The 18,081-nt window shown below is 59.2% G+C and carries 14 protein-coding genes; 13 read left to right on the top strand and 1 reads right to left on the bottom strand.

The window, feature by feature from the left end:
- Positions 1 to 503 precede the first annotated feature (503 nt).
- The 12 genes from ACVIN2_RS14065 (at position 504) to ACVIN2_RS14010 (ending at position 15,535) form a co-directional block, all read left to right on the top strand.
- Entirely contained in the window at positions 504 to 1,136 is a 633-nt protein-coding gene (locus ACVIN2_RS14065; protein WP_456766040.1) for a GNAT family protein, read from the top strand.
- Entirely contained in the window at positions 1,133 to 1,792 is a 660-nt protein-coding gene (gene nodB / locus ACVIN2_RS14060) for a chitooligosaccharide deacetylase NodB (RefSeq protein WP_456766039.1), read from the top strand. Before ACVIN2_RS14065 ends, nodB begins: the two co-directional genes overlap by 4 nt.
- 14 nt (positions 1,793 to 1,806) lie before the next feature.
- Complete coding sequence (nodC, locus tag ACVIN2_RS14055; RefSeq protein ID WP_456766038.1) at positions 1,807 to 3,165, top strand: chitooligosaccharide synthase NodC; 1,359 nt, start codon at positions 1,807 to 1,809, stop codon at positions 3,163 to 3,165.
- Positions 3,166 to 3,188: 23 nt separating this feature from the next.
- The gene (gene nodS / locus ACVIN2_RS14050) at positions 3,189 to 3,818 is read left to right on the top strand and encodes a nodulation methyltransferase NodS (protein ID WP_456766037.1); all 630 of its coding nucleotides are present in this window, start codon (positions 3,189 to 3,191) and stop codon (positions 3,816 to 3,818) included.
- Positions 3,819 to 3,829: 11 nt separating this feature from the next.
- Positions 3,830 to 5,542: a nodulation protein NodU gene (gene nodU, locus ACVIN2_RS14045; protein ID WP_456766036.1), complete on the top strand. Its 1,713-nt coding sequence runs from the start codon at positions 3,830 to 3,832 to the stop codon at positions 5,540 to 5,542.
- Positions 5,543 to 5,546: 4 nt separating this feature from the next.
- Complete coding sequence (nodI, locus tag ACVIN2_RS14040) at positions 5,547 to 6,461, top strand: nodulation factor ABC transporter ATP-binding protein NodI (RefSeq protein WP_456766035.1); 915 nt, start codon at positions 5,547 to 5,549, stop codon at positions 6,459 to 6,461.
- A 3-nt stretch (positions 6,462 to 6,464) separates the two neighbouring features.
- Positions 6,465 to 7,253 carry an ABC transporter permease gene (locus ACVIN2_RS14035; RefSeq protein WP_456766034.1) on the top strand — a complete coding sequence of 263 codons (789 nt, stop codon included), beginning with the start codon at positions 6,465 to 6,467 and terminating at the stop codon, positions 7,251 to 7,253.
- Between the two features lie 198 nt (positions 7,254 to 7,451).
- Positions 7,452 to 9,464, top strand: a complete 2,013-nt coding sequence (locus ACVIN2_RS14030; RefSeq protein WP_456766033.1) for a carbamoyltransferase family protein — start codon at positions 7,452 to 7,454, stop codon at positions 9,462 to 9,464.
- 120 nt (positions 9,465 to 9,584) lie between these two features.
- Complete coding sequence (locus ACVIN2_RS14025; RefSeq protein ID WP_456769716.1) at positions 9,585 to 10,604, top strand: nodulation protein NodZ; 1,020 nt, start codon at positions 9,585 to 9,587, stop codon at positions 10,602 to 10,604.
- A gap of 821 nt (positions 10,605 to 11,425) precedes the next feature.
- A complete protein-coding gene (locus tag ACVIN2_RS14020) occupies positions 11,426 to 12,262 on the top strand; it encodes an SDR family NAD(P)-dependent oxidoreductase (RefSeq protein ID WP_456766032.1) in 837 nt (278 codons plus the stop codon).
- Between the two features lie 185 nt (positions 12,263 to 12,447).
- The gene (gene nifA / locus ACVIN2_RS14015) at positions 12,448 to 14,262 is read left to right on the top strand and encodes a nif-specific transcriptional activator NifA (RefSeq protein ID WP_456766031.1); all 1,815 of its coding nucleotides are present in this window, start codon (positions 12,448 to 12,450) and stop codon (positions 14,260 to 14,262) included.
- Positions 14,263 to 14,677: 415 nt separating this feature from the next.
- Positions 14,678 to 15,535, top strand: coding sequence for an electron transfer flavoprotein subunit beta/FixA family protein (locus ACVIN2_RS14010; RefSeq protein ID WP_007605808.1), 858 nt, complete (start codon positions 14,678 to 14,680; stop codon positions 15,533 to 15,535).
- A 620-nt stretch (positions 15,536 to 16,155) separates the two neighbouring features.
- Here ACVIN2_RS14010 and tcuC read toward each other — a convergent pair.
- Positions 16,156 to 17,472, bottom strand: coding sequence for a tricarballylate/proton symporter TcuC (gene tcuC / locus ACVIN2_RS14005; RefSeq protein WP_456766030.1), 1,317 nt, complete (start codon positions 17,470 to 17,472; stop codon positions 16,156 to 16,158).
- 24 nt (positions 17,473 to 17,496) lie between these two features.
- Here tcuC and ACVIN2_RS14000 point away from each other — a divergent pair, with 24 nt between their 5' ends.
- Positions 17,497 to 17,778 carry a hypothetical protein gene (locus tag ACVIN2_RS14000; protein ID WP_456766029.1) on the top strand — a complete coding sequence of 94 codons (282 nt, stop codon included), beginning with the start codon at positions 17,497 to 17,499 and terminating at the stop codon, positions 17,776 to 17,778.
- The last annotated feature ends 303 nt before the right edge of the window (positions 17,779 to 18,081 follow it).

The following is an 18,081-nucleotide window of genomic DNA, read 5'->3' as shown; positions in this document are numbered from 1 at the left end:
TGCCGTCCGGTCGCACCCCTCCGGTTGCGGGTGCCAAATGTGCCTTGGTCGCATCCGATTGGATTGCGTCCTTGCGACGGTGAAATCGTGCGGAACATGCAAGCGAAGGCGTCCTTGGCGAATCTGATGAAAGTTGCGCACACGCGCGATGTGGTCGCGATTAGGAATGCAGATCAGTCAGTGCGTGAAGATCTGACGGATATGGTGTTTTCCGCAGGTTACGTGCCTGAACCATTCGCGAGCGCAGAGGGGTTCTCGAAATCAGACCGCCGTTCGATCACGTCGTGCTTGAGCGCGGACCTGCACTCGAGCGCGATGAGTGGCCTCGAGCTCTTCGATCATCTGGTTGCATCCGGAGGCGCGAGTCCCACTATTCTGCTCACAGGCCACTCCGAACACGATGTGAGGCGAGGCCCTGGACTCCAGTTCATGAGCAAGCCTTTCGAAGGTAGCGAACTGCTGGCCTGCGTCAGGAGCCAGATAGCGAACAGGAATGACGCCCTATGAACATGATCGTGCCCGAATCCACACGAGGTGTTTCGGCGCGCCCTCCAGTCCGTTGGAGGTTGTGCTGGGAGAATGACCTTGAACTTGCTGACCATATTGAATTATCCGACTTCTTCCGGAAGACCTATGGTCCGACCGGGGAATTCAATGCAAAGCCCTTTGAAGGTCATCGAAGCTGGGCCGGCGCAAGGCCTGAAATTCGGGCAATCGGCTACGATGATCGTGGCGTTGCGATTCACATCGCGGCACTACGCCGCTTCATAAAAATTGGTCAGACCGACCTGCTCGTGGCTGAACTCGGATTGTACGGGGTTCGCCCGGATCTGGAGGGGCTTGGAATAACCCACTCGATCCGAGTGATGTATCCCGTATTGCGAGATCTTGGCGTGCCGTTCGGCTTTGGCACAGTCCGAGCTGCCCTGCAGAAACATATTACCAGGCTGCTCGGGCGACAGGGATTGGCGACTGTTCTGCCAGGGCTCCGTGTCCGGTCCGCTCGTCCGGACATCTACCTCACTGTGCCTCCGACGCGTGTGGAGGACGTGGTCGGCCTCGTTCTGCCGATTGCGAGACCCATGAGCGAATGGCCGGCGGGTGACACGATCGAACGGAACGGGCCAGAACTGTGAGGTCCACAAACGACGCGACTGAAGCGCGGAGCGACTACGCCGATGCCGGCGGAGAGCCTTGCGTCTATCTGAGCTTTGATGATGGTCCCAACCCGCTTTGCACGCCGGCTATCCTGGATGTTCTGGCGCAGCATCGGACGCCCGCCACCTTCTGCGTGATCGGTGCATACGCGGCGGCCCAGCCACAGCTGATCCAGCGCATCATTGCAGAAGGGCACGAGGTCGCAAACCACACAATGACGCACCCGGACTTGGCCAAATGCATCGCCGATGAGGTGGAATACGAGATCCTCACGACGAATAAGGTCATTGGAATGGCCTGCCCCGGGGCCTCTTTGCGGCACATGCGTGCGCCGTACGGGATCTGGAGCAAGGAGGCCTTCGCCGTGTCGGCGAAGGCCGAACTGGCAGCCCTGCACTGGTCAGTCGACCCGCAAGACTGGTCGCGTCCGGGCGTCGAGGCGATTGTTGCCGCGGTGCTGGCCTCGGTCCAGCCGGGCGCAATCGTGCTCCTGCACGACGGATGCCCTCCCGACGAGTTGGGACGCTGCCCTCATGCTGGTCGGCGCGACCAGACCGTGACGGCGCTCGCCCAACTCATTCCAGCACTGCATGACCGTGGATTTGCAATCCGGTCGCTTCCTCAACCTCACTGAATAGATCGATTCCCATGAGCCTGCTTGCCACCATCAGCACCGCTGCTGTTGCCTCCTACGCGTTGCTCTCCAGCGTCCACAAGAGCGCGCAGGCGCTTTATGCGCTGCGAAGCGACGCTCCACTGCCGCCGTACCACCGGGTCGATGCCGATGCTCTGCCCAGCGTCGATGTCATCGTGCCCTGCTTCAACGAGGACCCGCGCACGCTGGCGGCCTGCCTGAAGTCTATCGCAAGTCAGGATTACCCAGGGCGATTGCAGGTCTACGTGGTCGACGACGGCTCGGCAAATGTCGGCGCAGTGGCCGCGGTCCACGCGAGCTACGCGTATGACCCGAGATTCACCATCATTCTGCTGCCAAGCAATGTTGGAAAACGCAAGGCGCAGATCGCAGCGATTCGCCGCTCATTCGGCGATCTCGTGCTCAACGTCGATTCCGACACGGAAATCGACAGCGACGTGGTCAGCAAGCTCGTGCGCAAGATGCAGGACCCAGCCGTCGGCGCGGCCATGGGCCAATTGAAGGCCAGCAACCGAAACGACAGCTGGCTGACCCGATTGATCGACATGGAGTACTGGTTGGCTTGCAACGAGGAGCGCGCGGCGCAGACGCGGTTTGGTGCCGTTATGTGCTGCTGTGGGCCGTGCGCCATGTACCGGCGCTCCGCGCTGCTGTTGCTGCTCGAGCAATACGAGACGCAGTTCTTCCGGGGAAAACCCAGCGACTTCGGGGAGGACCGTCATCTGACCATCCTCATGCTCAAGGCAGGGTTCCGAACGGAGTACGTTCCGGACGCCATCGCCGCCACGGTGGTACCGGACACGCTCTTGCCGTATCTGCGCCAACAGCTCCGCTGGGCGCGCAGCACCTACCGCGACACCCTGCTCGGTTTGCACCTGCTGCCCAGCCTCGACCGGTACCTCACGCTGGACGTCATTGGACAGAACCTCGGCCCGCTGCTGCTCGCCATCTCATCGATTGCCGCGCTCGCTCAGCTCGCGCTCACGGGCACCGTGCCCTGGTGGACCGGTCTGACCATCGTCGCGATGACCCTGATTCGATGCAGCGTGGCCGCCCTGCGCGCCGGCGAGCTTCGATTTCTCGGCTTCTCGCTGCACACCCCGATCAACATCTTCCTCCTGCTCCCGATGAAAGCCTATGCGCTCTGTACCTTAAGCAACAGCGATTGGCTCTCGCGCAAAATAGCGAAATCGCCAGACGTTGATGAATCGAAGGCCTCGACCGAAGACGCGACAACTGGACCAAGCCTTAACCCCGGATTGGAAATGCCTGGCGCAATTCGCAAGGCAGGTCTTTCGCGCGCTCCATCGCAGCTGATCGCGCCCGATGGCATTGCGGCCGAGACTGAGTAAGCAGCTTTGTAGGAGATTAGGTCGTGAACGTGCATCAGACATATCAATCGTTGGAACGGGAGCTGTCTAATGAGGATCCGTGGCGGCTCGACGACAATCCGTTCGAACGTGAGCGTCACACCCAATTGCTGCGGCTGTCGCTGTCGAACAGCGCCGTCTCAAATGGCCTCGAAATCGGCTGCGCGGCCGGTGCGTTTACAGAGAAGCTTGCTCCTCACTGCAAACGGCTCACGGTCATCGATGTTATGCCGCGAGCGATCGGTCGCGCGGTCCAGCGGACCAAGAGGTGGTCGCATATCAGCTGGGCGGCGACTGACATTCTGCAGTTCTCGGCCGCAGAGCTGTTCGATCTGATCGTGGTCGCCGAAGTTCTCTATTATCTCGAAGACATGACACAAATGCGTATTGCAGTCGACAACATGGTCAAGATGCTTGCTCCGGGTGGGCATCTGGTCTTCGGATCTGCACGTGATGCGACCTGCAAGCGATGGGGGCATGTCGCTGGCGCCGAGACGGTCATCACGATCTTGACTGAAGCTCTCATTGAGGTCGAACGCGTGCAGTGCCAGGGGCAGTCGGCTGACGAAGACTGCCTGTTGGTCCGCTTTCGGAATCCGGAGCCATCTTCGATCCCACCCAACGGCCGAGGCTGAGAGGAGCCACTATGCGTATCTGCGGTATCAAGTTGACGCATGACGGGGCCGTCGCTCTGATTGAGGACGGGCGAGTGGTGTTCTGCGTCGAGCAGGAGAAGCTGAACAATAATCCGCGTTATCAAACCATCGACAACCTGGATTCCGTTGTTAGCGCCTTGGCGGAGCACGGGCTCGATCCGAGCGATGTCGATCAGTTCGTCATTGATGGTTGGGATGGAGAGTTCGAATCCCAGTTTGAAGTTCTTAGTGGGACGACGACCGTCAAGCTCAAGGGCGCGCCGTATATCGAACCCCAAGGCGATAGCCCCCTCGCGTCCCGCGATCGCATCGGCCTTATGCTTGATGGGAAACTATATCCCTATCAAAGCTATCCCCATGTCAGCGGGCACGTAGCATCCGCATACTGCACCAGCTCGTTTGCCAAATCCGCACAATCTGCTTTCTGCTTGGTGTGGGACGGCTGCATGTTTCCGCGCCTCTACTATGTCGAGCCGCACGGCATCCGGTTCATCGAGTGCCTGTTTCCGATGATAGGCCACGCCTATGCGACGGCAGGACATCACTTTGGACCTTACAAGCGGGCAGACCGGACCAGCTGGGATCTCGGCATCGCCGGCAAGCTGATGGCCTATATCGCACTGGGAGCTCCCGACGAGGAGATTATTGCGACGTTTCAGGAGCTTTATCAGGCGCACTTTGCCAAGGATGCTGAGGGCGCTTGTCATAAGCTTGCACAGATCAACAGCTCACTATCACCACTTGAAGCTCTGCACGACTTCTTCGATGCGTGCGCACTGCGATTGAAGGCCAAGCAGGCCGAAGACATCCTTGCGTCATTTCACGTCTTTCTAGAGCGCCTGCTGGTTCGCACAATTGCTGATGTTGTGCAGCGACATCCGGATCTTGCGGGGGTGCGTAACCTCTGCATAGCCGGCGGCTGTGGCCTGAATATCAAGTGGAATAGTGCATTTCGTGCGACCGGCCTGTTCGATGACGTGTGGGTGCCGCCCTTTCCGAACGACAGCGGCTCAGCGATCGGAGCTGCTTGCTGTGCACTGGCGGCACAGCAAGGCTTTAGAGCTCTGGAATGGACGGTCTACAGTGGACCGGCCGTTCGTCCCAGCGAAGTCCCGCCCGGATGGGACGGCGCGCCCTGCACTATGGGCGAACTTGCGGCAATCCTCGCGAGTGACAAGCCCGTGATCTTCCTTGCCGGGCGTGCCGAGCTCGGACCACGTGCGTTGGGTGGCAGAAGCATTCTAGCGGCTGCGAGCTGGGAGGGAATGAAAGACCATCTCAACGACGTCAAGCTTCGAGAGCATTTCAGGCCGGTAGCGCCGATATGCCTGGAGGATCGTGCGGCGGAGATTTTTAGCCCTGGAGTACCCGATCCGTACATGCTGTTCGATCACCAGACGCGACCGGAATGGCGGGACAAAATTCCCGCCGTCGTGCATCTCGATGGATCTGCTCGCCTACAGACAGTTTCCAGAACATCTCAGCATAAAGTGGTCGAGCTTCTCATCGCGTACGAGAAGCTCACAGCCATTCCGCTGCTTTGCAATACCAGCGCCAATTTGCATGGACGCGGCTTTTTCCCGGATGCTGCCGCCGCGTGCCAGTGGGGACGCGTCGATCACGTGTGGTGTGACGGCCTGCTTTGGACGAAAAAGTACGCATCAAAGGACGCGGTGCGAACAACGTCCGTCGCGATCGCGTAAGCAAATGTCAACAGCGGCAATCGACCTTTTCGAGGTGAGCAAGTCCTACAAGGACCGGACCGTCGTGGACGCTCTTTCGTTTACGGTCACGCCCGGAGAGTGCTTCGGTCTGCTGGGACCAAACGGCGCGGGTAAAAGCACGCTTGCGCGATTGATCCTGGGTGTTGCATCGCCCGACGCAGGTAAGATCCACGTGCTTGGCGAGCCGGTGCCGGCACGTGCGCCCTTGGCGCGTCGGGGCATCGGGGTTGTCCCACAGTTCGATAACCTCGATCTTCAGCTCACCGTGCGCGAAAACTTGCTCGTTTTCGGTCGCTACTTCGGCATGAGCGCGACCGACGTCAAAACGGTGACTCCGTCACTGCTCGAATTCGCCCGCCTGGAGAACAAGGCGGACGCGCGCGTCGCCGAACTGTCCGGCGGCATGAAGCGGCGACTGACGCTGGCACGTGCCCTCATTAACGACCCGCAGCTCTTGGTGCTTGACGAGCCGACGACTGGCCTCGATCCGCACGGCCGGCATCTCATCTGGGAACGCTTGCGCTGGCTATTAGCGCGCGGCAAAACGATCCTTCTGACCACCCATTTCATGGAAGAGGCGGAGCGATTGTGCGATCGCCTGTGCGTGCTTGAACACGGCCGCAAAATCGCGGAAGGGCAGCCTCATGTCCTGATCGAGCAGCAGATCGGCTGCCAGGTGATCGAGATCTACGGTGGTAATCCCCATGAGCTGCTGCCGCTGGTCAGAACCACAGTGCAGCACGCCGAGGTGAGCGGGGAGACACTGTTCTGCTATGTCACGGATCCCGAGCAGGTGCGTCGCCGACTTGCCAGCCGTACGGATCTCCGCCTTCTGCAGCGTCCGCCAAATCTGGAGGATGTCTTCTTGCGGCTAACCGGGCGAGAGATGAAGGACTGAACGATGTGGCAACGTTTTGCGCCCGCGCTCCCTGCTAATCCATGGAACTGGATCGCGGTGTGGCGCCGCAACTTTCTGGTCTGGCGGAAAGTCGCTCTGGCCTCGATTCTTGGGAATCTGGCCGAGCCGATGAGCTCTCTGTTCGGTCTTGGCTTTGGCCTCGGAATGATCGTAGGTGGCGTTGAGGGAACTTCATACATTGCGTTTCTGGCGGCTGGCATGGTCGCCACAAGCGCAATGGTCTCCTCAACCTTTGAAACCATCTATGGGGCTTACGCTCGCATGCAGACAGGTTGCACGTGGGAGGCGGTGCTCTGTACGCCTCTCACGCTCGGCGACATTGTTCTAGGTGAAGTGGCATGGGCAGCAAGCAAGGCCTTGCTCGCCGGGACCGCGATCACGATTGTTGCCGTCGCGCTGGGGTATGCAGAGTGGTCGTCCATTCCCTATGCGTTACCAGCCATCGCCCTCACTGGCGTTGCTTTCGCGAGCCTCGCAATGGTCGTTTCAGCTCTTGCACCGAGCCACGACTATTTCATCTTCTACCAATCACTTATCCTCACCCCCATGATGTATCTGAGTGGCGCGATCTTCCCAATCAGCCAGTTACCGGGTTCATTTCAACGCATAGCGGCCTTGTTGCCCCTGACACATTCGGTCGATCTCATTCGTCCAGCAATGCTCGGTCGGCCGGTCGACAGCGTCGGTTTGCATGTGGGCGCACTTTGCATCTGCGCAGCGTTGCCCTTCATCGTCTCGGCCGCGCTGCTTCGGCAACGCCTGATGCGGTAAGAGGAATAAGACCTAAAGCGAAGCGTCGCGCGTGCGAGATCAGATACCGGACGTAACGAATGTTCGAGTCGCGGCCGACGCTTATATGAGCCTCGTTTCGTTGGCGATGACTGCGGCCCCGCGGCGACGTGCGGCCTACTCGCCAAGCGAGCGATACGAAATAGGTCAACGGACCTCTCAGAATGAACGGAGAACAACATGCTGTGTCTAGGATTGAGTGGCGGGCTTGACAGGGTCTATGAAAACCCCCTGCAACTACCGAACACGTTTCTGCACGACGGCGCCGCGGTGCTCGTCAAGGATGGTCGCGTGATCGCTGCCGTCGAAGAGGAGCGTCTCAACCGAATCAAACATTCAAACAAGCTTCCGAGTAGTGCGATAGAATACTGTCTAGCAGCCGCAGGCGTGGAGCTTCGCGACGTCGATCGTATTGCGTTCTACGCGACTGAAGCCTACTGCAATTCGATGCTCGAACGGTTGTTCATCTCACAGCCTGAGATCTCAATTCCGCTGGATGCGAATCTCCTGTTGCGGCACCTTCTCGCGGCAGAGTTCGGTACCCAAGTTGACCCTTCGCGGGTGTCATTCGTAGGCCATCATCAGGCCCATGCCGTAAGCGCTTTGGCAATGTCCGGCTTTGAAGAGAGTCTGGTTCTCGCGATCGACGGCTGTGGCGACTTCCTCTCGGGTCTGTTGGCGGTGGGGTCGGGCACCGAAATGACCGAGCTCATGACGTTTCCAGAGACCAACTCTCTCGGACTGTTCTATCTGGAAACGATCCGATACCTCGGCTACGGCCTGTTCGACGAATATAAGGTCATGGGATTGGCTCCTTATGGAGATCCCGCTCGCTATCGCGAGCTTTTCTCCCAATTTTATGAGCTCTCCCCCAACGGTGCCTACCGCGTTCACCTCGACCGTATCGGCCCGGCATTGCTGCGCAATATCGAGGTCCGGCGAAAGGGAATGCCGTTCACGCAACAACACCGAGATGTGAGCGCTTCATTGCAGGAGGCGCTGGAGCGGATCGTCTTTCACATTCTTCGGCATTATCGTGAGCAGACCGGAATGAAACGGTTGTGCCTGGCTGGCGGGGTAGCCCACAACTGCACGCTAAACGGAAAACTGCTGTACTCAGGGCTATTCGAAGAGATTTTTGTGCAGCCGGCCTCGCATGATGCCGGATGCGCATTGGGTGCGGCGCTGATGGTGTCGAAGGAGGCCGGGCAGGCTCCGCCCCGCGAACGACTACAGGCGGTTTATTGGGGGCCCGATGTCGGCAGCGACGACAGCATTGAACAGGAACTGAAGGGATGGGCCGGACACCTCGAGATTGAACGGACCGCTGACGTCGCAGCCAGAGCAGCCGAGTGGATCGCTGATGGCGCTGTGATCGGGTGGGTACAGGGCCGGTCCGAGTTCGGCCCTCGTGCGCTCGGCAACCGCAGCATTCTTGCGGACCCGAGGCCCGCGGCAAACAAGGACCGGATCAACGCGATGGTCAAGAAGCGCGAGAGTTATCGACCGTTCGCGCCATCGGTTCTCGAGGAGGATGCGGGCGCGTTCTTTGAGTTGCCGGATGGTCGCGCAGAATATCCCTTCATGAATTTCGTCGTGCGCGTGCGCGAATCCATGCGTGCATTGCTGGGCGCGATCACGCATATCGATGGTACGGCTCGGCTGCAAACGGTGTCCCGCACGAGCAATGCCGCCTATTGGGAACTTATCAATGCGTTCAAAGCTCGAACGGGCGTCCCGATTCTGCTTAATACGTCGTTCAACAACAATGCCGAACCGATCGTAGATTCCGTTGCCGATGCGATTACGGCGTTTTTGTCGACCGAGCTGGATGGCCTTGTGGTCGGGTCATTCCTCATCAAAAAACGGGCAACAACGCTCGAAAACTGGACCGCGCTCGCTGTATCACTGCCGCCCCATGTATCTCTTTACCGGGTTCGCGCTCATGCGGGCCGAGACCGCCAGGAGACAATCTGCGAGATCCGCCTGGGTCACTCCAGCCATGACAGCGTACGCGTCTCGCATGACCTATTCGACATGCTGATGCAAATCGAGAAGGAAGCTGTTCTGGCCGATCTTCTCGCCAGGGTCACGTCCGACAGGACCAGGCGCGAAGCTCTCCTGAACGAACTGCGCGGGCTGTGGGATCAGCGTCGTATTCGGCTGCATCCGTCACAGACTGGGCCGTCGTAAAAGGTGCGTAATGTGACACCTCTAGCATGACCTGCCAATCGCAGTGCCGTGCAGGATGAGTTTGCGGGTTGGGTGACTTGCGTCCAGGTGACCAGCGCCCGGCGTGGATCGGCATCGCAGATGAGTTGGTGCGCCACACTCGCGCAACGAGAAGGGTTTGATAACGTGACGAAGGAACGCTTTGTTGTTTCTCGGAGGCGCACCGGCTTTGGTGATTGCCTCTGGTCGTTGGCATCAGCCTGGTCGTACGCGCAGCGGACCGGGCGAACGCTCGTTATTGACTGGCGCGGTTCCTGTTATGTCGACGAACCGTTCAGCAATGCCTTTCCGGTGTTCTTCGAGCCGGTTGAGGAGATCGCTGGCGTGCCGGTGATTTGCGATGACAGGGTCAACCAGCTCTCGTTTCCCGGCCCGTTCTTCCCGCCGTGGTGGAATAGGCCATCGATCGACTGTATCAATCGTCCGGACGAGCAGATCTTCCGAGAACGTGACGAACTGACTGAGCTGTTCCAAGCAGGAGACGATAACGAGGCCAACACCATTGTCTGTGACGCTTGCCTGATGTGGCGTTGTGATGAGGAAGCCGAACGACTGATCTTCCGAAACATCAAACTCAGGTCTGAGATTCGAGCGCGGATCGAGGACTTGTATGAGCAACACTTTAGCGGCCATAGTATCATCGGCGTTCATGTTCGGCACGGCAATGGCGAAGATATCATGGGGCATGCTCCGTACTGGGCCGATTCGGAGCTCGCTCTTCGTCAGGTCTGCATGGCAGTCCGTAAAGCCATGGCTTTGCCATATCCAAAGCCTGTTAAGATCTTCCTGTGCACGGATAGCGCACAGGTGCTCGATCACATATCGGGTCTGTTTCCCGATATCTTCGCCGTACCAAAACGGTTCCATGCCGATCTGGCAGGGCCGTTGCATAGTGCGGAAATGGGAATTGAAGGTGGAGCTTCCGCGCTCATCGACATGTATCTTCTTGCGCGATGCGCCACCGTGATCCGCTTTCCCCCCACCAGCGCCTTTACGCGCTATGCCCGTCTGCTCGTGCCACGCATTATTGAATTCGATCTGAGCAACCCGGAGCAGTTGACCCTGGTCGATAATCCATACGAGCATTTCGCGGCTTCATGAGGTGCCGCGAATCTGAACCTGCGCAATCGTCGCCTAGATCGTCGGCCTGACACTGCTGGCTTCCACAGCATCGGGTTTCGCAACGTCCGCAGCTGAGAGCTGACCGACGCACTGCCGGGATGCAGTGGTACAGCGAATGCCCGGCGAAGCGTAGGCCAATCCCGGCGAGCATCGGCGGCCTTGTCCCGGGATATGTCGGACTGCGACGTGTAAGTCGACTGGCCGGAGAAAAGGTTAGGGTCCCGGCATCGCCGGGCCGAAACCGCCATCGGCGGCCACGCGGTGAAGAGCACGGCAATGGTGGCCCGGGCCGCCGAGGAATCTGACGTAGCAGACGGTCACGTCAGAATGTCCCAGCAGCAAGGACGCGCGTCAGGTAGACGTATCGCCGTTTCTGCGTTAATCCCTTCGCGGTCAGCTCGTCTTCTGGACGACGGCCTTGTTCATGCGCTGGTTGCGAAATACTTTCGACCGCATCTGATCAACGGCACGAGCCCCAGCCCACCGATGTCGAACCAGAGCCGCATCTGCGGCGGCGCGTCCAACCGAGAAAATTGAACGAACTGGCCATCGATCCTGATCTCCGCACAAGGCAGCTAAACTATCTCCGCCAATTCGAATGAGCCACAGACCACCCCTGGAGTGCGACGCGGTCAACGGGCCGTGGGGGCTTGACGCGGCGTTGCTGTTGTCGAAAAGCAAACAGGCCAGATGTTCAGAACCTGCCATTTGTCGCAAAAGTGCGCCCCTTATGCCCTGCGTCGCTTTGGCCCGGATCCTGCACCAGGTGCACAGCCGATGGGAGCGGAAGGGAGCCGCGTGTGAATCTAGATCTACCAGATGACAAAGCGGTCGTACCTCAATCGTCGGAAACGGACCCTAGCGGTCCAATTCACGCCGATCGAGCGGGCCGTCCGCTGCGTGAGCGAAAGACGCTGGTATTGACCGGGGCATCGCGCGGTATCGGTCGCGCCACCGGAAAATTGTTTTCGAAAGCCGGTTGGCGCATCATTTCTTGCGCGCGCCAACCATTGGACGCGGCGCGTCGCCCATCAGACTCAGAGGGCGACAGCTATATCGAAGTCGACCTGGGCGATCATCGGATGCTGCCGCGCGTGATTGCCGAGATCAAGGAGCGCCTTGCTGGCGCACCGTTGCACGGACTGGTAAACAATGCCGGAAACTCACCAAAAGCGGCAAACGGTACCAGGCTGACATCGCTGGCGACCTCAGTCGACACCTGGATGAGCGTGTTCCACCTCAATCTGGTGGCACCGATCCTACTCGCTCAAGGCCTGTTCGACGAATTGAAAAGGGCGTCAGGCTCGATCGTCAACGTGACGTCGATCGCCGGCTCGCGGGTGCATCCATTTGCTGGCTCGGCATATGCGACTTCGAAAGCTGCGCTCGCTTGTCTCACGCGCGAAATGGCGCACGATTACGCCGCGCATGGCATTCGCGTCAATGCGATCGCGCCCGGCGAAATCAAGACGGGCATTTTGTCGCCTGACACGGAAGCGCATCTTGTGCCAAAGATCCCACTCCGCCGAGTGGGTACACCCGAAGAGGTCGCCAAGGTCATTTTCTTCCTATGTTCAGATGCGGCAAGTTATGTCACCGGCGCCGAAGTGCCGATCAATGGCGGGCAACACTTATAATTCAATCAGCCCCCAAGAGCCCCGGCTGTTCTGAGCTTCATCGATGGAAGTCATGTTGGCCGGGGTGAATCCGCGCAGCGAGTTGGAAAACAAAGCGGCAAAGCGAGTTACTCTAAGTGCTGCCGACGTGCCATGAAGAGGGGTAATCTCTCGTCCCGCCCTGAGAACAGGATGTCAGATCGGGCATGCAACACGAATCCAACAAGTCCGATGGGGAGGATCGAGAAAGGAACGGAGAAGTCGTGATGCTAGACAGCATTTCCCTGCGCGAAAAGCCAAACTCAACCTCCGACGCGGACGCTTCCGCTTGTATTGTGCGGTCCCAAGAGAAATCGCTAAGCACGATCGTTGAAATAGCGCACACGCTCACTGGCCTATGTCGGCTCGAGGCTAAGCTGGCGAGCGTCATCGAGCGCCTGGGATCGCTCGTGCGGATGCGGCGCGGCATCGTATGTCTGTTCGAGCATGACGGCGGGCCGGAGATCATCGTAGAGGACGGCAGGAGCGAAGACCGCGACGCGCGCTGCCGGGTGCGCTTGCCGCAAGGAGCAATCGATCAAATCGTCGCGTCGGGGCAGCCGCTCATCGTGGAGAATCTAGCGCTGCATTCGGCCTTCAGTTCTTCGGAGGTCGATATGCTAAATGCCGGCGGTCATACGCGTGTTGCGTTCATCGGCGTTCCCATAGATGTTGACGGCAAAGTTGTGGGTACGCTGAGCATTGACCGCATCGCGGACAATGGGACGCGTGCGCAGCTCGAGGACGACCTCCGCCTTCTGACGATGGTCGCCAGCCTGCTAGGCCAGACGACGAAACTGCATTGCTCGTTTGTGCGCGATCGCGGGCGCCTTATGGACGAGGAGTTCCGGCTGCAGAAGCAACTTTCCGAGCTCAAGCCTCATGGGCGGGACCGTAAGAAGGTCCAAGTCGAGGGAATTATCGGCGACAGCCCGGCGCTGCGCGCGCTACTTGACAAGATCGAGGTGATCTCAAAATCAAATAGCACGGTTTTGTTGCGTGGCGAATCGGGTACCGGCAAAGAGCTGGTCGCGAAGGCTATTCACGAGCGTTCAGCGCGCGCCAAACGCCCCTTTATCAAGCTGAATTGCGCAGCCCTCACAGAGACGGTGCTGGAATCCGAATTGTTCGGACACGAGAAGGGGGCGTTTACGGGCGCATTCAACGCGCGCAAGGGGCGCTTCGAGATCGCCGACAAGGGAACGTTGTTTCTGGATGAGATTGGAGAGATCTCGGGCTCGTTCCAGGCGAAGCTCCTGCGCGTGCTTCAGGAGCAGGAATTCGAGCGGGTGGGCGGCAATCAGACGATCAAAGTCGACGTCCGCGTGATTGCGGCCACGAACAAGAATCTTGAAGAGGCGGTGGCCAGGAACGAGTTTCGTGCGGATCTCTATTACCGCATCAGCGTGGTTCCTCTGCTATTGCCGCCGCTGCGCGAAAGACGCACTGATATTCCGCTTCTCGCCGCTCGTTTTTTGAAGAACTTCAACGATGAGAACGGCCGTGCCCTGGTATTCGATTCAAGTGCGATTGAGGTCCTCATGAATTGCGGATTTCCCGGCAACGTCCGTGAGCTCGAAAACTGCGTGCAGCGGACCGCGACGCTAGCGCTAGGATCGTCGATCGTAAGAGATGATTTTGCGTGCTGCCATGGGCAATGCCTGTCGGCCTTGCTATGGAAGGGTGGACCGGCGGAAGTGGCGCGACAGCCGAGCCCGACAATCGCACCGCCCGCGAGGCTGAGCATGCCGGCAACGGAAGCCGCGACACCCGTTCGGCCGGTGAGCAGCGAGCTGACGCCGCTAGGGCCGCCTGGGCGCCCCGTGGTAGGTGCCGCGAAAGTCACCGATCGCGAGCGCGTCATCGCAGCCATGGAAAGATCCGGGTGGGTACAGGCGAAGGCGGCGCGCCTGCTTGGACTGACCCCACGCCAGATTGGCTACGCCTTGCGAAGACACGGCATCGAGATCAAACGCTTCTGAGCCAAGCGTCGAGCTCGCTCCTCTCTCTCTCTCGCTCGGCCGACTGGCATAGGAGAGCGTGGAAAAGAGGGCGGTCGCCAGCTCGGATGCATGATCGGGATGCTAGCGTTGTGCCTTGGGTTGGGATTTACTCGCCGGCGACGCGTAGGGCGTCTTCGCTTAGCCCAGTCTTGTCATCGTCTGTTTGCAACCTACGCGCCCTGAAAATGGCTTTGGCGTCGAAGCGGCGCGTGATCGCTGCGGCTCCGTTGCCGCCCCTGACTCCGATCAGCTTGAGATCACGCCGGTGCGTAAACCATCGCAGTTGCGACAACCGGCTCGTCGTCAGCCTGCATTCATTCCTCGTTGGCGAAATGCCTTGGATGGTATGACATTTGCTGCGTCGGGAGTCGGCTCGGCATCTTAGGAGAAGTACATGCACAGCATCGTCTGCATCAAACAAGTCCCCGACTCCGCGCAAATCCGCGTGCACCCTGTTACGAACACGATCATGCGCCAGGGCGTGCCGACAATCATCAACCCCTATGATCTCTTCGCATTGGAAGCTGCGCTCGAGCTAAGAGATCAATTCGGCGGCGAAGTCACCGTCCTGACAATGGGACCGCCGTCGGCCGAAGAATCTCTCCGAAAGGCACTGACATTTGGTGCCGATCGCGCTGTCCTGCTCACCGACCGTAGCTTCGCGGGCTCGGATACGCTGGCGACGAGTTACGCGTTGGCGAGCGCGATTCGCAACATCGGCAAGGAATATGGCCCACCGGACGTCATATTCACCGGCAAGCAGACGATCGACGGCGATACGGCGCAGGTGGGACCTGGCATTGCAAGGCGGCTCGGGGTCCAGCAGCTCACTTATGTTTCCACGATCAAAGCGTTGGACCTCAAGCTACGGACCATCGAGGCCGAACGGCGCTGCGAAGGGGGCGTCCAGGTGTTGGGTTCCAAGCTGCCGTGTCTCGTCAGCATGTTAGAGGCAACAAATCAAATTCGCCGCGGCGCAATGATAGATGCGTTGCGTGCCGCCCGCACCACAATCGTAAAATGGAGCGCCCAAAGTGCTGGCGTGGATGACATGGCCAATTGCGGTCTGAGGGGATCGCCGACCGTGGTCAAGCGTGTGTTCGCGCCCTCCGCGCGAGCGGAGAAGGCGACGTGGGTGGAGGCGGCCGAGCAGCCGGCCCAAGCATTGATCGACGCTATGTTCAAGCGCAACCCTATGCTCGAAACGGAGCTCGCACAGCTCGCCTCATCTGCGCAAGCTCGCGGTGCGTGAGGTCACGGCTGATCGAGCGCAGCGAGCAACAGCCTGGGTCTGGTTACGCATTGGCCCATCGCTCGTTGTACAGGCACGACCAAACTTCTCGACCACTCCCCGCCAGATGCGACAAGAAGGTGAGCCTTCAACCTGCGTACCCGAGCGCCGAGAGGTCGGTATCGGACCAGGATACAAGACGGCCCGCTACGCTAACGTTTGTCGCTACCTGCGAGACGACCAGTCCGCTGGGGAATTCACGCAGCCCGAGGATGTGCGCCTTCGAGTTTTGTGGCGGCCGCACAGAATATCAGAGCGTGGAGCTCGCGCGAGGGATCCCAGTCCTCGCGCGAAATCCGCCGTGTTTCACGCAACTGCAAGTGCGGGCAGCGCACCGTCCGACCACCGGACGGAATCGAGGTTGGCTGATAAGCTAAGCCTTTCCCGGTCAACATCACCGCCAGCTCGTCCCTATACTGCCCCAGATCACATAGGAAGAACCGTGATCGCCAGAACGGCCGCGCAGCATCGTGAAAATCACCGCAGGGATAGTCGCGCACCAACTTCAGTTCAGCCTTCGGCCCCCAACGTCCCGCGGGCGCGCGTGCTAACGCGTGGTAAATTGCGCGCTTACCGCCAAGTTAGGCCGCTCGGGTCGCAACGGCTTTCGCAACTCTCTTGGTGTTTCCTGGATAAATCGTGAGCGCGGCGATAATGCCGAGCAAAGCCGCAAACATCAACCAGAAACCGGGCGACGCCTTGTCATCTGTCCGGTCGATCAGCCAAGTCGATGCAAGCGGCGTAAACGTGCCAAACAGAGCCGCGGCGAGTGCGAACGCCAAAGAAAAGCAAGTTGTGCGAATGTGCTTCGGCACGATTTCGACCAGAGCGCCCAACATGGCGCCGCTATAGGTGCCAAAGTAAAACGAGAACATCATCTCCACGATCAGCATCTTGCCAAAGCTTGGGTCCGTTACAAGCCAAGACAACGCCGGATATGCAGTCACCAAGGCTAGGCCGGCAATGGTCAGCAGGACCGGTTTCCGGCCGATTCTGTCGGAAATCGCGCCGCCAATTGGGTTCCACATGAAGTTCGTCACCGCGACCAAGAGCGTCACCAACAGCGTGTTCTGCGAGGACAACTGCAATACGTGCCTGCCGAACGTAGGCGTGTACACCGTCACGAAATAGAAGGTCGTGGTCGTCAGCATCGCGATCATCATGCCGAGAATGACGATGCGCCAGTTCGCAAGTGTGGAGGCAAAGATCTCGCGGGCCGTCGGGTGGTTCTTCATGACCAGAAACTCCGGAGTTTCCTCCAGCGTCCGGCGCAGGAAGAAGATAAGCGGTACGATCAAGCAGCCAAGGAAGAACGGGATCCGCCAGCCCCAAGCGGCAACCATTTCGGCCGGAAGTGCTTCGCTCAAAAAATATCCGATAAGGGCCGCGACAAAGATCGCAACCTGCTGGCTCGAGGACTGGAAAGATGTGTAAAAGCCGCGGTTGCCCGGAGTGGCAATCTCGGAGAGGTAAACGGAAACACCACCAACCTCAACGCCGGCAGAAAAGCCCTGCAACAGCCGTCCGAACAGCACGATCGCAGGTGCGGCAATGCCGATCGTCGCATAGCCCGGACAAAAGGCGATGATGATGGTGCCAATGGCCATGATCGAAAGCGTGATGATCAGGCCTTGCCGACGGCCAATCTGGTCAATATAGGCTCCAAGCACGATCGCACCAACAGGTCGCATCAAGGCACCCAGCCAGAACACACCGAAGGTGTTAAGCAGTGAAGCGGTTTCGCTTCCTGATGGAAAGAACGCGTTTCCGATGGCACTGGCGTAGAACCCGAACAAGAAGAAGTCGAACTGCTCGAGGAAGTTGCCGCTCGTGGCACGTAAGATGGCGCCAATGCGCGATTTGGCATTTGAGGCGTGCGCAATGGGCGCTGGTGACATGGCGAGTTTCCTCTCGATTTTGAAATGGCCGCTTCCGGAGAAAATCTCACCGCAGCCGCGTGCAGTTTCATGGCCGCGAATCGGTCATCAGGGCACTGTCGACCAAGCCGTAAGCGCCTGACGTTTCCGGCATATTTTCGGCAATTGCCGCAAACCCTCACAATTTTCGCTCGTTATTCCGCTCGTGCAGCAGGAGTGGCTCTCAAGCTACTGAACCCTCGGGCAATTCTCGGCGCCAAGGTCGGCGACAAGGTTGTTGTCTTTGGCGTGGCCGAAGTTCTCATCAAGCGTACCGATATGCAGTGAAAGGGGAAGGACGAGATCGGTGGCATACAAGCCACAGCGAGGAGCTCCGTGAGATGTCGTGCTAGAACAGCTCGCGAGCCTGCGATTGGGCCGAACTGCGCTATTATCCCGCCCGATCTCCAGCGATGTCGATATGCTCAAAGTTAGCCGGAGGTTCGCCGAATAGGATTTTGTGAGCGCGCCGGCGATCAAGCGCGACGCCGATGGCCATGCTTGTAAACAGCCCCGTTGTCGTCGAGCGAGGCGCGCCTCGTACTTCAAGTGGCGCTCCGCTTCGTATGCGATCCAAACCCGGCGTCTCCG

Source organism: Bradyrhizobium sp. USDA 3650, assembly GCF_054057395.1.
The sequence above is the reverse complement of the archived record's forward strand: the minus strand, read 5'-3'. Positions and strand labels throughout refer to the sequence as shown.

What these genes read in the sequence shown, in the direction of transcription:
- ACVIN2_RS14065 (WP_456766040.1), top strand. Translation starts at nt 504, where the DNA reads ATGAACATGATCGTGCCCGAATCCACACGAGGTGTTTCGGCGCGCCCT.
- nodC (WP_456766038.1), top strand. Translation starts at nt 1,807, where the DNA reads ATGAGCCTGCTTGCCACCATCAGCACCGCTGCTGTTGCCTCCTACGCG.
- nodU (WP_456766036.1), top strand. Translation starts at nt 3,830, where the DNA reads ATGCGTATCTGCGGTATCAAGTTGACGCATGACGGGGCCGTCGCTCTG.
- nodI (WP_456766035.1), top strand. Translation starts at nt 5,547, where the DNA reads ATGTCAACAGCGGCAATCGACCTTTTCGAGGTGAGCAAGTCCTACAAG.
- ACVIN2_RS14035 (WP_456766034.1), top strand. Translation starts at nt 6,465, where the DNA reads ATGTGGCAACGTTTTGCGCCCGCGCTCCCTGCTAATCCATGGAACTGG.
- ACVIN2_RS14030 (WP_456766033.1), top strand. Translation starts at nt 7,452, where the DNA reads ATGCTGTGTCTAGGATTGAGTGGCGGGCTTGACAGGGTCTATGAAAAC.
- ACVIN2_RS14025 (WP_456769716.1), top strand. Translation starts at nt 9,585, where the DNA reads ATGAGTTGGTGCGCCACACTCGCGCAACGAGAAGGGTTTGATAACGTG.
- nifA (WP_456766031.1), top strand. Translation starts at nt 12,448, where the DNA reads ATGCAACACGAATCCAACAAGTCCGATGGGGAGGATCGAGAAAGGAAC.
- ACVIN2_RS14010 (WP_007605808.1), top strand. Translation starts at nt 14,678, where the DNA reads ATGCACAGCATCGTCTGCATCAAACAAGTCCCCGACTCCGCGCAAATC.
- tcuC (WP_456766030.1), bottom strand. Translation starts at nt 17,472, where the DNA reads ATGTCACCAGCGCCCATTGCGCACGCCTCAAATGCCAAATCGCGCATT.
- ACVIN2_RS14000 (WP_456766029.1), top strand. Translation starts at nt 17,497, where the DNA reads ATGGCCGCTTCCGGAGAAAATCTCACCGCAGCCGCGTGCAGTTTCATG.